Origin of the sequence: Streptomyces sp. NPDC088252 (assembly GCF_044740965.1) — a bacterium.
Lineage (GTDB): Bacteria > Actinomycetota > Actinomycetes > Streptomycetales > Streptomycetaceae > Streptomyces.
Genome location: NZ_JBIURS010000014.1, coordinates 96,663 through 110,546 on the forward strand (window position 1 = coordinate 96,663; position 13,884 = coordinate 110,546).

The window sequence follows — 13,884 nt, forward strand, 5'->3', positions numbered from 1 at the left end:
GTTCAGCCCTCCTCGGTCAGCAGGGGATAGACACCGTTCTCGTCGTGTTCCTCCCGTCCGGTGACCGGAGGGTTGAAGACGCAGACGCAGCGGAAGTCGGTCTTCGGCCGCATGGTGTGGTGCTCATGGCCGTCCAGCAGGTACATCGTGCCGGGGGTGATCCAGTGCTTCTCGCCGGTCTCGTCATTGGTGAGCTCGGCCTCGCCCTCGACGCACAGCACGGCCTCGATGTGGTTCGCGTACCACATCGACGTCTCGGTGCCCGCGTACATCGTGGTCTCGTGGAGCGAGAAGCCCACCTTCTCCTGGGCGAGCACGATGCGCTTGCTCTCCCAGGTTCCGGAAGCGGCCTTCACATGCCGGTCGGTGTTCTCGATGTCACTGAACGATCGGACGATCACGGTGGGTCGGTGCCTTTCTCTCTGTGGCGGTGCTCGTGGTTCGTACCTGTCCGGGACGGGAGGGCCCGGACAGGTGGTCAGGTGGTCTCGCGGACCGCGCGGGCCAGCGTCCGCAGGCCCTCGTCCAGCTCCTCGGGAGTGGTGGTAAGCGGCGGCAGCAGCTTCACGACCTCGCTCCGCGGACCGGAGGTCTCGACCAGGAGACCCAGCTCGAAGGCGCGGGCGCAGATGGCGGCGGCGCGCGACGTGTCGGTGAACTCCACGCCCCAGACCAGGCCGCGGCCCCGGAACCGCGCGCCCAGCCGGGTGTGTTCGTCGCAGATCGCGAGCAGCGCCTGCTCGATCTGCTCGCCCCTGGTCAGGGTCTGCTTCTCCATCTGCCCGTCCGCCCAGTAGGCGTCCAGCGCGGCGGCGGCCGTGACGAACGCCGGGTTGTTGCCGCGGAAGGTGCCGTTGTGCTCGCCCGGTCCCCAGATGTCCAGCTCCGGCTTGAACAGGCAGAGCGACATGGGCAGTCCGTAGCCGCTGATGGACTTCGACAGGGTGACGATGTCGGGGGTGACACCGGCCTCCTCGAACGAGAAGAACGCCCCTGTGCGCCCGCAGCCCATCTGGATGTCGTCGACAATCAGGAGCATGTCGCGGCGGTGGCACAGATCGGCGAGCGCCCGCAGCCACTCGGGGCGCGCCACATTGATGCCGCCCTCGCCCTGCACCGTCTCGACGATCACGGCGGCGGGCTTGTTGAGACCGGACCCCTGGTCCTCCAGGAGCCGTTCGAACCAGAGGAAGTCGGGCACTCTGCCGTCGAGGTAGTTGTCGAAGGGCATCGGGGTGCCGTGCACCAGCGGGATACCTGCCCCGGCCCGTTTGAAGGCGTTGCCGGTGACGGCCAGCGAGCCCAGCGACATGCCGTGGAAGGCGTTGGTGAACGAGACGATCGACTCGCGCCCCTTCACCTTGCGGGCCAGCTTCAGAGCCGCCTCGACGGCGTTGGTGCCGGTCGGGCCGGGGAACATCACCTTGTACGGGAGGTCGCGCGGGCGCAGCACGTTGTTCTGGAAGGACTCCAGGAAGGCGCGCTTGGCGGTGGTGGCCATGTCGAGGCCGTGGGTGATGCCGTCGCGCTCGATGTAGTCGATCAGTGCGCGTTTCAGCACGGGGTTGTTGTGGCCGTAGTTGAGAGAGCCCGCGCCGGCGAAGAAGTCGAGGTAGCCGTGGCCGTCCTCGTCGGTCAGACGGGAGCCCTGCGCACGGTCGAACACCGCGGGCCAGCCGCGGCAGTAGCTCCGTACCTCCGACTCCAGGGTCTCGAAGACACTCAGTGCGGGCGGGGTGATGGTCACAGGGAATCTCCTGCTTGAGGGGGGTGTGACGGACGACGGTGCAGGGGTGCGGGGGTGCTCGGGAACGGAGCGGCCGGGGCGGGCGGACACGGTGGCGGCCGACGCGCCCGGAGACGGAACGGCGGACGCGCTCAGGTGTGGAACGGGCCGATGCGGTACAGCACTTCCGGCAGATGCGTTCCCTCGGGGAACAGTTCGCCCTCGAAGAGCACTTCGCGTTCCAGGGCGACGTCGTGGCGCTGCGCGTAGGAGGTGAACAGCCGGTCCGACGCGGTGTTGTCCGGGGTGACGGTCGTCTCGACCGAGGCCAGCCCCTGGGCGGCGGCGACCCGCGAGGTCAGTGCGTCCAGCAGCTTTCCCGCCAGTCCGGTCCCGCGGCGGCCGTGGTCGACGGCCACCTGCCAGACGACGAGCGTCCCGGGGCGGTCCGGCCGGAGGTATCCCGTCACGAAGGCGATGGGTTCGCCGGTCTCGTCGCGGGCGACCACGGAGGTCTCCGCGAAGTCGCGGCACCACAGCAGGTAGCTGTACGAGGAGTTGAGGTCCAGGACCTCGGAGTCGCGGGCGATGCGCCAGATCGCGGCCCCGTCCTCCACTCGTGGGGTGTCGATGGTGAGAAATTCGCTTCGGGCACTTGCAAAATCTGCTGGTGCGGCGGTCATGTGAATTGAATTTACCCAGCAAATTGTCAAATTGCATCGAAGCAAGGGGTTGGGCGGGACGATCCGTCGTGTTATCACGCGGGCGCGTACGCCGGTGCGATCCGGCTGCGCTTTCTACCGTTTTGGCGTCTATTTATCCGGCATAACGGTCGCGCTGTGGAGTCGGTCACAAGGTCGTAACTCTCGGGTGACGCAACGGAATTGCGTGGATCGGTCCCGAGGCGAACGCCGGAAAACTCGGGTGTTTAGGAATCGGGAAAGCGGGCAGAAGAATGCGGGGAGCTGCTCTGAATAAAGCAGCTCCCCGCATTTGTGGAATATTGATGTCCCGGAGTGGATCTACTCGCTCGGCCAGGTTTCCGAAACGGCTTTGCGGGCAGCTTCGAAGTCGACCTGCCGGCCCGCATCGGCCAGCGCCGCCCCCAGAGCCGCGAGCGAGGACCGCACCGCGCCCCGCGTCGCATCCACACCGTAGTGATTGACCCGGATCATCTCCTTGGACAGCGCCCCGCCCCCCGCGATCAGCGGCAGCGACGGGTCGGCCGCGAGCGCCCGCGCGACCAGTTCCGCGGCGTCGACCCCCGCGGGGGCACGCAGCGTGGTCGCGACCGGTGCCGCCTCCTTCGCCTCGTGCACATACGGCGACAGCCCGCCGCCGAGAGCCAACGCACCGGCACGGGTCGCCGCGGCGGCCGAGGCGTGCCGGGCCATCAGCGCGTCCAGGCCCTCGGTCTCGATCCGCTCCACACAGGCCTCCAGGGCCAGCATCTCCAGCTGGGCGGGGGCGTGCAGCAGCGCCTTGCGGCCGCCGTCGATCCAGCGCTCCTTCCAGTCCAGGAGCGAGAGGTACGAGCGGCGCGGGGCCTCGGGGTTGGCGGCGATCCGCTCCCAGGCCCGTTCGCTCACCGACACCGCCGAGACCCCGGCCGGGCCGCCCATCGCCTTCTGCGCGCCGATCACGCAGAGGTCGACGCCCCACACGTCCGGCAGCAGCGGCTCGGCGCCCACCGAGGCGACGGCGTCCAGCATGAACAGGGCCCCGTGCGAACGGACCGCCTCACCGATCTCGGCGACCGGATTGGTGTTGCCCGTCGCCGCCTCGGCGTGCACCAGGGAGACGAAGTCGATCTCCGGGTGCTCGGCCAGCGCCCGCGCGACCTGGTCGGCGGTGACCGCCGTGTGGAACGGAACCGCCAGATCGACCACGTTGGCACCGCAGTCCCGCAGCCAGTTCCCGAAGGTCTGCCCGTACGGGCCGGTGACGACGTTCAGCGCGGTCGAGCCGGGCCGGGCGCCGCCCCGGATGCAGCCTTCGAGGGGGAGCAGCGCCTCGCCCTGCATGATGACGACGTCCTGCTCGGTGGCGAGGAGGCCGGCCACCCGCTTCTCGATGGCCGCGAAGTGCGCGGCGGTGAGCGGGGCGAGGTCGAGGAAGGGGTGCGTCACGGTGGTGCTCTCTTCGGATCGGGTCGGCGCGGCGCGGGTGCCGCGTACGGACGGGGTTTCCGTCGAAGCGTACCCAGGGGGCCGCACCCCGCCTCGTTACAGTGCTGCTCATGAGTGATCACACGGCACCGCGGGTGCTGCACGTGAAGGGGCGGGTGCTCGTCGGTCCCGAGGACGTCCGGGACGAGCTCTGGGCCGTCGACGGACGGATCTCGTACGGGAGGCCGGCCGGCGCGGACGACGCGGTGACCGTCACCGGCTGGGCGCTGCCGGGCCTGGTCGACGCGCACTGCCACGTCGGGCTCGACCATCACGGCGCCGTCGACGCGGCCACCAGCGAGAAGCAGGCCCTGGCCGACCGGGAGGCGGGCGCGCTGCTGCTGCGGGACGCGGGTTCGCCCGCCGACACCCGGTGGATCGACGACCGGGAGGACCTGCCGAAGATCATCAGGGCCGGCCGTCACATCGCCAGGCCCCGCAGGTACACCCGGAACTACGCCCACGAGATCGAGCCCGACGAACTGGTCGCGTACGTCGCGCAGGAGGCGCGCCGGGGCGACGGCTGGGTGAAGCTGGTCGGCGACTGGATCGACCGGGAGGTGGGTGACCTGACCGCCCTCTGGCCGCGTGAGGCGGTCGAGGCGGCCATCGCCGAGGCGCACCGGCTCGGTGCCCGGGTCACCGCGCACTGCTTCGCCGAGGACTCGCTGCGCGATCTCGTCGAGGCCGGGATCGACTGCATCGAGCACGCCACCGGGCTCACCGAGGAGACCATTCCGCTCTTCGCCGAACGCGGTGTCGCGATCGTCCCGACCCTGGTGAACATCGCCACGTTCCCCTCGCTCGCGGCGAACGGCGACGCCAAGTTCCCCCGCTGGTCGGCCCATATGCGGCGGCTGCACGAGCGGCGCTACGACACCGTGCGCGCCGCGTACGACGCCGGGATTCCGGTCTTCGTCGGCACCGACGCGGGCGGGGTGCTCGCCCACGGGCTGGTGGCGGACGAGGTCGCCGAGCTGGTGAAGGCGGGCATCCCGGCCCTGGACGCGTTGTCCGCGACCACCTGGGGCGCGCGTCGGTGGCTCGGGCGGCCGGTGCTGGAGGAGGGCGCCCCGGCGGACCTGGTGGTGTACGACGAGGATCCGCGGGCGGACGTACGGGTACTGGCGGCGCCGCGACGGGTGGTGCTGAACGGGCGGGTGATCGGCTGAGCAGTGGTTCGCGGGGCCGCTCCGGGCCGGGGCATCGCGTTGACGGGCAGTTACCGCGTCCCTGCCCTGTCGTTGAACCATTTTCGCGCGCACTCCGGCGCAATCGGCCTCCGAGCCCTCCACGCTCGGCGGATCGGGTGACTGCGAGGAACGAACGTACCGAGATATTCGAATACAAACGCGAAAACCCCCCTTTGGGGTGAACTCACGTCAGGTGTCTGCCAGTTCACCCTCCGTGCGTAAAGCTTTCGGGGTCGAGGTCACCGGTGCCCGCGATGTCCCCCATTGGACGGTGCCGGTGGCTCCATGTCTCATGTGGGGGTTCCACCATCTTGAACAGCAATACCTTCCGCCTGGCCGCCCTGGCGGTCGCCGTCGCTCCCGTCGCCCTGCTGGCCGCGGCCCCGGCGCACGCCACCGCCGCGACCACCACGACCACCGGCGACGGGAAGGCGAGCGCGGTCGTGCTCCGTACCGCACTCGACGTCTCGCTCCTGAACAAGACGATCGATGTGCCGCTCAAGGCCACGCTCAACGAGGTGCAGGCGCCCGCCAGCGCCGACCGGACCGCGCTGAGCGTCCGGCTCGACGGGGTGGACGACGGACGGCCGTTCAGCGTCCTGAGCGCCGATGTGGCCACCGCGAGGGCCACCGTCGGCAAGCACAAGGCCGAGGGGTACAGCAATGTGGCGAAGGCCCGCGTTCATGTGCCCGGACTGCCGCTGCTCTCGCTGATCGAGGTCGAGCAGGTCACCTCCAAGGCGGTCTGCGAGGTGGGCAGGAAGCCGGTCGCCGAGTCGAACGTGCTCGGGCACGTGACGATCCTCGGCAAGCGGATCAGCCTCAGCGCGGGCGGTACCACACAGGTGAAGGTGCCGGGCGTCGGAGAGGTGACCCTCGACCTGTCGAAGACGCACACCACCTCGCGCACCGCCGCGGCGGCAGCGCTCCAGCTGAAGGTCTCCGTCAATCCGCTCAAACTCAACGTCGCCGATGTGCAGGGCGAGGTCACGCTCGCCGAGGCGACCTGCGAGACGCCGAAGGGCGGGTCGGGCGGCGGTGACAACGGCGGTTCCGGCAACGGTGGTTCGACCGGTGGTGGCTCCAGTGACGGCGGTTCCGGCAACGGTGGTTCCACCAGTGGTGGCTCCGGCAACGGCGGGACCAGCGGCGCGAACACCTCCGGCGGCGGCAGCACGGGCGGCGATGTGAAGCCCCAGACCGGCACCGGCCATGCCCCCGACGTCGACTCCAACCTCGCGGAGACGGGCGGCAGTTCGGCGACCCCGTACATCGCGGGCGGTGCGGCCCTGCTGCTGGCGGTGGGCGCCGGGGCGATGGTCGTGGCCAGGCGGCGCGCGCAGGACTGAGCCGCTCGGCCGGGGCCCGGGGCCCGGGGCCCGAGGGGGTGGCCGTGGGCCAGGGGGGCGGGGAGCGGCGTTCGCGCAACGGAACGCCGCTCCCCGCGAGCCGTCGGCTCAGCGCGTGACCGCGGTCAGCGTCTGCAGCGCCTGGTCGAGCGCCTGCAGGAAGCGATTGGTCGTGGCACGGTCGCGCACCGCCAGCCGCAGCCACTGCGGACCGAGCCCCGGAAACGTATCTCCACGCCGCGCCGCGAACCCCAGCGCCCGCAACCGCTCCCGTACCTCGTCGGCCCCTTCCAGGCGCACCAGCACGAACGGCGCCTCGGCCGGCTCCATCACCCGCACTTCGGTGAACTCCCTTAGCCCCGCGACCAGATGGGCCCGGTCCACCGCGATCCGCTCCGCCGCGGCGGCCGCCTCGGCCAGGGCCCGCGGCTCCACGCACGCCTCGGCCGCAGCCAGCGCCGGGGCCGACACCGGCCACAACGGCTGCGCCTGCGCCAGCGCGCGGATCGTCCCCGGGGCGGCCAGTACGTAACCGATCCGCAGCCCCGCGAGCCCCCAGGTCTTGGTGAGGCTGCGCAGCACCACGAGCCCGGGGACGTCCGTACGCCCGCACAGCGCCTCGCGCTCGCCCGGCACCGCGTCCATGAACGCCTCGTCGACGACCAGCGTCCGCCCGGGACGCGCCAGTTGCTCCAGCACGGCCGCCGGATGCAGGACCGACGTGGGGTTGGTCGGATTGCCGACCACCACCAGATCCGCGTCCTCGGGCACGGCCGCCGGATCCAGCCGGAAGCCGTCCTCGGCCGGCAGCAGTACCCGCCGCACCTCGTGCCCGGCCGCGCGCAGCGCCGACTCCGGCTCGGTGAACTGCGGATGGACCACGACCGGACGGCGGGCCGGCAACGCCCGTGCGATCAGCACGAACGCCTCCGCCGCCCCCGCCGTCAGGAGCACGCGCTCCGTCGGAAGCCCGTGCCGGGCCGCGACCGCCGCCCGCGCCGGACGCCCGTCCGGGTAGGCGGCGAGCGTGCCCAGCGATGCGGCTATCCGCGCCCTCAGCCAGGCCGGGGGCGTATCCGCCCGTACGTTGACGGCGAGATCGGTCAGATCCCGTCCCCGTCCCCGTACTTCCGCGTCACCGTGGTGCCGCAGATCGTGCGTGCCCGCGCTTGTCGCGTCGGGACTTTCAGTGGGAGTGTGCATGACCGCCGTGGGTGTGGTGGTGATGATGGCCGTCGTCGTCGGGGTGGAAGTGCGGCTGCTGCGGCAGCCCCACCTTGTCCTCGAAGCCCGGCAGCGCGATCCGGTACACGCATGAGTCGCAGTTCATCCGCAGATCGCCCTCGACGGCCTCCCGGTAGCGCTCCATGACCAGGTCGTACAATTCCTCGGCCGCACCGATGACTTCGGCCGAGCGGACATCGAGCTCCGGGTGGGCGGCGGCCCACTCCTCGGTCTGATGACGCACCCGGTCCGGCAGGATGCCGGTGAAGAGGAAGTACGGCAGAACGACTATGCGCCCGGCACCCAGCTTCACGCAACGGTCGAGACCGGACGGCACGTCCGGGGCCGCGAGCGAGACGAACGCCGTCTCCGCCCCCGCGTAGCCACGGCCCTCCCAGAACAGCCGCGCCGCCTTGTACACCTCGGCGTTGGCATCCGGGTCCGTCGAACCGCGCCCGACCAGCAGCACCGTCACCTCGGACCGGTCGGTGTCGCCGAGCACCGCGTCGACCCGGCGCTCCAGCACCTTCAGCAGCGCCGGGTGCGGGCCGAGCGGGCGGCCGTAGGTGTAGGAGATGCCGGGGTGGCGCTCCTTCTCACGGGCCAGCGCCGCCGGAATGTCCCCCTTGGCGTGCCCGGCCGACACCAGCATCAGCGGCACGGCGGCGAAGCGCTTCACACCGCGCCCGACCAGCTCGGTCACGGCGTCGCCGAGCGGCGGCGGGGACAGCTCGATGAAGCCGCCCGCGACGGGCAGTTCGGGGTGGCGCTCGCCCAGCTCGGTCACGAAGTCACGGAACGCCGCGGCCCCGCCCTCGTCCCTGGTGCCGTGTCCGGCGATGAGCAGTGCGGGCCGGGTGGACGCGGTGGTCACAGGTTCTCCTCGGTGTTCGTGGGGGGTACGGGGTGGTACAGCAGGGCGTTCAGGGCGGCGGCGGCGACCGCCGAGCCACCCTTCTCGGACACGTTGCTCACGGCGGGCAGGCCGCTCTCGCGCAGTGCCGCCTTCGACTCGGTCGCGCCGACGAAACCGACCGGCAGCCCGATGACGAGCGCGGGCGCGGTGTCGAGGACGAGCAGTTCCTCCAGTGCGGTCGGCGCGTTGCCGATCACCCAGATCGCGCCGGGCCCGACCTGCTCGTACGCGAGCCGGATCGCGTGTGCCGAACGGGTCAGCCCGGGAGCGGACCTGGCCTCCTTCAGACGGCACACGGTCTCGCGGCGGGTGATGCCCGCCGCGACCATCTCCACGTCGGTGACGACCGGAGCGCCGGCGTGCAGCGCCGCGTGCGCGAGGACGAGCGACGCCTCGTCGCAGACCAGGTCCGTCGCGTACGCCGGATCCGCCGCGGAGTGGATGACCCGCTCCACGACGGCCCGGGTGAGCGGGGGGAAGTGCGAGGTGTCCAGGCGGGCGCGCAGCCGCCGGTACGACTCCTGCTCGATGGGGTGGACGGTTCTCTCCCAGGGCCGGTTCACTCGGCTCCCTCCTGTGCGGGGGCCGCGGTGGCCGACTGCCAGCGGTAGCCGCGCGGCGTCACCATGCGGCCGGCGATCTCCCGGGTGGCCGTGTTGCCGACCGTGACGACCGTCATCATGTCCACCGTCGCCGGGTCCAGAGCCGCCAGCGAGGTCACCCGGCTGCTCTCGTCGGGGCGCGAGGCATTGCGTACGACACCGACCGGAGTGGCCGCCTCCCGGTGCTCGGACAGGATCGACAGGGCCTTCGGGAGCTGCCAGTCACGGCCCCGGCTGCGCGGGTTGTAGAACGTCACGATGATGTCGGCCTCGGCCGCGGCCCGTACCCGGCGCTCGATGACCTCCCACGGCGTGTGCAGATCGGAGAGGCTGATCGACACATGGTCGTGGCCCAGCGGGGCGCCGAGGATCGCGGCGGCCGCCAGCGCGGCCGTCACACCCGGCACACCCACCACATCGATGTCGGCGCCGGCCTCGGCGAGCGCGGGCGACGCCATCGCGTACACGCCCGCGTCACCACTGCCGATCAGTGCCACCGCATGCCCCTTGCGCGCCTCGGCGACCGCGGTGCGGGCCCGCTCCTCCTCGGCGCCCAGCCCCGACTCCAGGATTGTGGTGCCGGGCCGCAGCAGGTCCCGGATCTGGTCGACGTACTGGTCGAGCCCGACCAGCACCGAGGCCCGCCGCAGCTCCTCACGGGCGCGCGGCGTCAGCAGATCACGCGCGCCCGGGCCGAGACCGACGACGGCCAGGCGCCCGCGCGGGGCCCGGCGCACCACCGCGCAGGTAGCCATCGCGGCCCGCCCCGCGGGGTTCGACTTCCGCTTCGGTACGAGGAGCTCGCCCCCCGCGGCGAGTGCGGCGGCCTCCGCGACGGAGGATGTCCCGACGGCGGCCAGCGGCGCGCCGGAGGGATTGGGCACCTCGATACGGGCCAACTCGTCGGCGGCGTACGTCCGCAGCGGTACGCCGAGCTGCGAGGCCGCGCCGACGATCCCCGGCTCGTCCGCCTTCGCGTCGACCGTCACCAACTCCGCGATGCTCAGCGGCGACAGCCCGGCGTCGTGCAGAGCGTCCAGGATCAGCCCGAGGACCTCCTCGGCCGGTGCGTCCTTTGACGCGCCGACCCCGACGGCGAGTGACGCGGGCCGCAACACAGCGGTCCGCGCCCCCAGTTCCACGATCCGGTCGGTGACACGCAGCACCGCACCACCCCCGGCGTCGGGGGAGACATTCGCCGGCAACGGCGGCAACGGCCACACCGCATCAGCACGCAGCTCCACCCCCGCCCCGTCGAGCATCGCGCGCGACACCCCCGCCACATCGCCCTCCACGGGCAGGCCCAGCATGTCCAGCCCCGGCACCCCCGCCGCGTCCGTCGCCGTCGTCACGACCGGCGCCGCGCCCAGCACCTCACCGACCGCCCCGGCCAGCGCGTTCGCCCCGCCGCCGTGCCCGCCGAGCAGTGCCACCGCATGGCGTCCCGCCTCGTCGACGCAGACGACACCCGGGTCCGAGGCCTTGTCCGACAGCAGCGGCGCGAGCAGCCGCACCACGGCCCCCGTCGCCAGGAAACACACCAGCTGCTCGCACTCGGCGAACGCCCGCTGCACGGCCTCGCGCACCGGTCCCTCGTAGACCACGGTGCGGCCGGGCCAGGCCGCGGCCAGCCGGTCGCGGGCGACGGTGCCCGCCGCCGTGGCGGAGATCAGGCCGATCACTGGGTTGCTCCTTCACTTGCACGGACCGCGGGGCGGGTGCCCCACAGCAGAAAGACCGGGTTGGTCGCGGCGAGCCGCGTCACCTCACCGGGCAGCGGCGCCAGCCGGGAGGACTGCAGCAGCACGCCCTCGGGCACGAGCCCGGCACCGGCCAGCGCCGCCCGGACCTCGGGCACCCGGTCCAGCGCCGCCAGCGCCACCACCACCGAGCGCCGCGCCCGCCGGGCGCACGCCGTCACGATGGCGGGCAGCTCACGCCCGCCGCCTCCGATGAACACCGCGTCCGGGTCGGGCAGAGCGTCGAGCACGGCGGGCGCGGAGCCGTGCACCGCGCGCACATGCACCGCGTGCGCGACCGCGTTCGCCCTGATCCGCTCGACCCCGTCCGGGGTCTTCTCCACGGCGACGGCGGCCGCGCCGAGCCGCGCGCACTCCACCGCGACCGAACCCGAACCCGCACCGACGTCCCACACCAGGTCACCGGTGCGCGGTCCCAGCCGGGCCAGCGCCAGCGCCCGCACCTCGAACTTGGTGATCATCGAGTCGCGGTGCTCGAACTCCCTCTCGTCCAGCGCCCATCCGCCCGGCCCGGCGGGCGGCCCCGCGACGGTCCGTACCGGGGAGAGCACCCGGGACTCGTCCAGACACAGCACCACACTCACCGGATCCGGCCAGTCGCGGGCCACCGCCTCGGCAGGGGTCAGCCGCTCGATGCGCTCCCGCTCCGGATCGCCGAGCGCCGTCGCCACGACCAGGGTGCGTCCCTCCGCACCGTGCACCAGCCCGGCCGCCAGCTCCGCGGGCCCGGCGCCGGGCCCGGTCAGGACGGCCACCTTCGGGTGCGCCAGACATGCGTTCACCGCGGTACGCGGGTCACGGCCGTGCGCACTGACCACGACCGCGTCGTCCCAGGCCAGCCCGAGCCGGGCGAACGCGACCGCGACGGAGGGCGAACCCGGCCGCACATCGAGCGCGCTCGCCCCGAAACGCTCCGCCAGCGCCCGTACGACCCCGAAGAATCCGGGGTCACCGGAGGCCAGCACGATCACCCGCGCCCCGCCTCCGTGCGCATGCTCCGCGATCCGGTCGAGCGCCGGCGCGAGCGGGCCGAGCACGATGCGCTCGACCTGCTCCGGCAGCCCCGCGGCTTCCAGATGCCGCCGGGCGCCGACCACCAACGTGGCCGCGGCCAGCGCGTCCTGGGCGTCGGAACCGAGCGGCTGACCCGTCCCCGTACCGAAGACCCGGATCGGCGCGGTCCCCATGCCGAAGACCGGGTTCACGAGCCGGACCGCCGGGCGCGCAGTTCGGCCCGCGCCGCCTTGTCGGCCTTGCGGAAGCCGTGGAAGTGCCCCGGGTGGTAGAGGTGCGAGCGTGTCCCCGAAGCCGAAAGCGCCGGGCCGACCAGGAAGAGGGTGTGCTTCCAGAGCTTGTGCTCCTTGACCGTTTCCTCCAGGGTCCCGATCGTGCAGTGCAGTATCAGCTCCTCCGGCCAGGTCGCCTGGTACGCGATCACGACCGGCGTCGACGTCGGATAGCCGCCCTCCAGCAGCTCCTGGGTGAGCTGGCCGGACCGGGCGGCCGACAGGAACAGCGCCATCGTCGTGCCGTGGCGCGCGAATTCCCGTACTTCCTCGCCCGGCGGCATCGGCGTCTTGCCGCCACCGAGACGGGTCAGGATCACGGACTGCGCGACCTCCGGAATCGTCAGCTCCCGCTGCGCGATCGCCGCGACGGCGGAGAACGACGACACCCCCGGCACGATCTCGACCGCGACCCCCAGGCCGGCACAGCGGTCGACCTGTTCCTGCGTGCCGCCCCACAGCGCAGGATCGCCGGAGTGGATACGGGCCACCTTCAGCCCCTCGGCCGCCGCGCGTTCGTAGACGGCGACGACCTGCTCCAGCGACATCTGCGCCGAGTCGAGGATCTCCGCGCCCTCCCGGGCATGCTCCAGAACCTCCGCCTGCACCAGGCTGGCCGCCCAGATGACGATGTCGGCGTCCGCGATGGCCCGCGCCGCCCGGAAGGTCAGCAGATCGGCGGCGCCGGGGCCAGCACCGACGAACGTCACCTTGCCGTGGGTGGGCGCGGCGACCGTGCCGGCTGCGTCGACTGCTTCGGACATGGGACGGGGTCCTTTCGGGAAACGGAAAACGAAGAAAACGGGGGAAACGGGGGAAACGGGGGAAACGGGGGAAACGGGGGAAACGGGAAAAGCGGACAGAAGGGCGGGGCGTGAGGCAGGGCGCGGTGAGATGCGCGCACCCGGGTCAATCGGCTAGCAAGAGCGCATGGCGGTGTTCGTCGCGCTCGGCGCGTTCCTGATGACCCTGGCCGGCGGCTGGGTCGCCCAGCGCGTCACCGACCGCCGTCACCTGGTGCTCGGCTTCGCCGGCGGACTGATGCTCGGCGTGGTCGGCCTGGATCTGCTGCCGGAGGCGATCGGTGCCGCGGGCGATCCGGTCTTCGGCGTCCCGGCGGCCCTGCTGCTGTTCGTGGGCGGCTTCCTGGCCGCCCATCTGGTGGAGCGTCTGCTCGCCGTACGCCAGGCGGCACACGGCGCGGGCGAGGGCAGGGTGCCGCAGGTCGGACTCACGGCAGCGGCGGCGATGGTCGGCCACAGCCTGATGGACGGTGTCGCGCTCGGTGCGGCCTTCCAGGTGGGCGCCGGCATGGGAGCCGCCGTCGCCCTCGCCGTCATCACGCACGACTTCGCCGACGGCTTCAACACCTACACGGTCACCAGCCTGTACGGGAACGCCCGTCGCAAGTCGATGTTCATGCTGTTCGCGGACGCCCTGGCACCGCTCGTGGGCGCGGCGACGACGCTGCTGTTCACCCTTCCGGAGGAAGCGCTCGGCTGCTATCTCGGCTTCTTCGGCGGTGTACTGCTCTACCTCGCCGCCGCCGAGATCCTGCCCGAGGCACACCACGCACACCCGGCCCGCTCCACGCTGCTGTGCACCGTGGCGGGGGTGGGCTTCATCTGGCTGGTGGTGGGCATCGCGGACTGACCACCGT

The 13,884-nt window shown here is 72.0% G+C and carries 13 protein-coding genes; 3 read left to right on the forward strand and 10 right to left on the reverse strand.

Annotation, left to right across the window (positions count from 1 at the left end; translation table 11 throughout):
- Positions 1-2: 2 nt before the first annotated feature.
- The 4 genes from ACIOHC_RS26845 to ACIOHC_RS26860 all read right to left on the reverse strand — a co-directional run bounded on the left by ACIOHC_RS26845 (position 3) and on the right by ACIOHC_RS26860 (position 3,855).
- Positions 3-401, reverse strand: a complete 399-nt coding sequence (locus tag ACIOHC_RS26845) for an ectoine synthase (protein ID WP_351078947.1) — start codon at positions 399-401, stop codon at positions 3-5.
- 77 nt (positions 402-478) lie between these two features.
- Positions 479-1,747: a diaminobutyrate--2-oxoglutarate transaminase gene (gene ectB, locus ACIOHC_RS26850; RefSeq protein WP_351078948.1), complete on the reverse strand. Its 1,269-nt coding sequence runs from the start codon at positions 1,745-1,747 to the stop codon at positions 479-481.
- Positions 1,748-1,878: 131 nt separating this feature from the next.
- Positions 1,879-2,343, reverse strand: a complete 465-nt coding sequence (gene ectA / locus ACIOHC_RS26855; RefSeq protein WP_365692013.1) for a diaminobutyrate acetyltransferase — start codon at positions 2,341-2,343, stop codon at positions 1,879-1,881.
- A 405-nt stretch (positions 2,344-2,748) separates the two neighbouring features.
- Entirely contained in the window at positions 2,749-3,855 is a 1,107-nt protein-coding gene (locus tag ACIOHC_RS26860) for an aminotransferase class V-fold PLP-dependent enzyme (protein ID WP_351078952.1), read from the reverse strand.
- A gap of 134 nt (positions 3,856-3,989) precedes the next feature.
- Between ACIOHC_RS26860 and ACIOHC_RS26865 the strand changes: the two genes are divergently transcribed.
- Positions 3,990-5,066 carry an amidohydrolase family protein gene (locus ACIOHC_RS26865; RefSeq protein ID WP_351079015.1) on the forward strand — a complete coding sequence of 359 codons (1,077 nt, stop codon included), beginning with the start codon at positions 3,990-3,992 and terminating at the stop codon, positions 5,064-5,066.
- Between the two features lie 332 nt (positions 5,067-5,398).
- Positions 5,399-6,436 carry an SCO1860 family LAETG-anchored protein gene (locus tag ACIOHC_RS26870; protein ID WP_351078955.1) on the forward strand — a complete coding sequence of 346 codons (1,038 nt, stop codon included), beginning with the start codon at positions 5,399-5,401 and terminating at the stop codon, positions 6,434-6,436.
- Positions 6,437-6,544: 108 nt separating this feature from the next.
- Here ACIOHC_RS26870 and cobC read toward each other — a convergent pair whose 3' ends face one another.
- From cobC to cobM, 6 genes are read right to left on the reverse strand one after another with little or no spacing between them, the layout of a single operon-like run.
- On the reverse strand, positions 6,545-7,639 hold the full coding sequence (gene cobC, locus ACIOHC_RS26875) for an Rv2231c family pyridoxal phosphate-dependent protein CobC (RefSeq protein WP_401844270.1): 1,095 nt from the start codon (positions 7,637-7,639) through the stop codon (positions 6,545-6,547).
- Positions 7,623-8,534: a sirohydrochlorin chelatase gene (locus ACIOHC_RS26880; RefSeq protein ID WP_401844272.1), complete on the reverse strand. Its 912-nt coding sequence runs from the start codon at positions 8,532-8,534 to the stop codon at positions 7,623-7,625. The genes cobC and ACIOHC_RS26880 overlap by 17 nt, the downstream gene beginning before the upstream one ends.
- Positions 8,531-9,139, reverse strand: a complete 609-nt coding sequence (locus ACIOHC_RS26885) for a precorrin-8X methylmutase (protein ID WP_351078961.1) — start codon at positions 9,137-9,139, stop codon at positions 8,531-8,533. The genes ACIOHC_RS26880 and ACIOHC_RS26885 overlap by 4 nt, the downstream gene beginning before the upstream one ends.
- Complete coding sequence (cobJ, locus tag ACIOHC_RS26890) at positions 9,136-10,860, reverse strand: precorrin-3B C(17)-methyltransferase (protein ID WP_351078963.1); 1,725 nt, start codon at positions 10,858-10,860, stop codon at positions 9,136-9,138. Before cobJ ends, ACIOHC_RS26885 begins: the two co-directional genes overlap by 4 nt.
- On the reverse strand, positions 10,857-12,125 hold the full coding sequence (cbiE, locus tag ACIOHC_RS26895) for a precorrin-6y C5,15-methyltransferase (decarboxylating) subunit CbiE (protein WP_351078966.1): 1,269 nt from the start codon (positions 12,123-12,125) through the stop codon (positions 10,857-10,859). Before cbiE ends, cobJ begins: the two co-directional genes overlap by 4 nt.
- A gap of 14 nt (positions 12,126-12,139) precedes the next feature.
- A complete protein-coding gene (gene cobM, locus ACIOHC_RS26900) occupies positions 12,140-12,988 on the reverse strand; it encodes a precorrin-4 C(11)-methyltransferase (protein WP_351078969.1) in 849 nt (282 codons plus the stop codon).
- Between the two features lie 166 nt (positions 12,989-13,154).
- Here cobM and ACIOHC_RS26905 point away from each other — a divergent pair, with 166 nt between their 5' ends.
- Positions 13,155-13,877 carry a ZIP family metal transporter gene (locus tag ACIOHC_RS26905; protein ID WP_351078971.1) on the forward strand — a complete coding sequence of 241 codons (723 nt, stop codon included), beginning with the start codon at positions 13,155-13,157 and terminating at the stop codon, positions 13,875-13,877.
- Positions 13,878-13,884 lie beyond the last annotated feature (7 nt).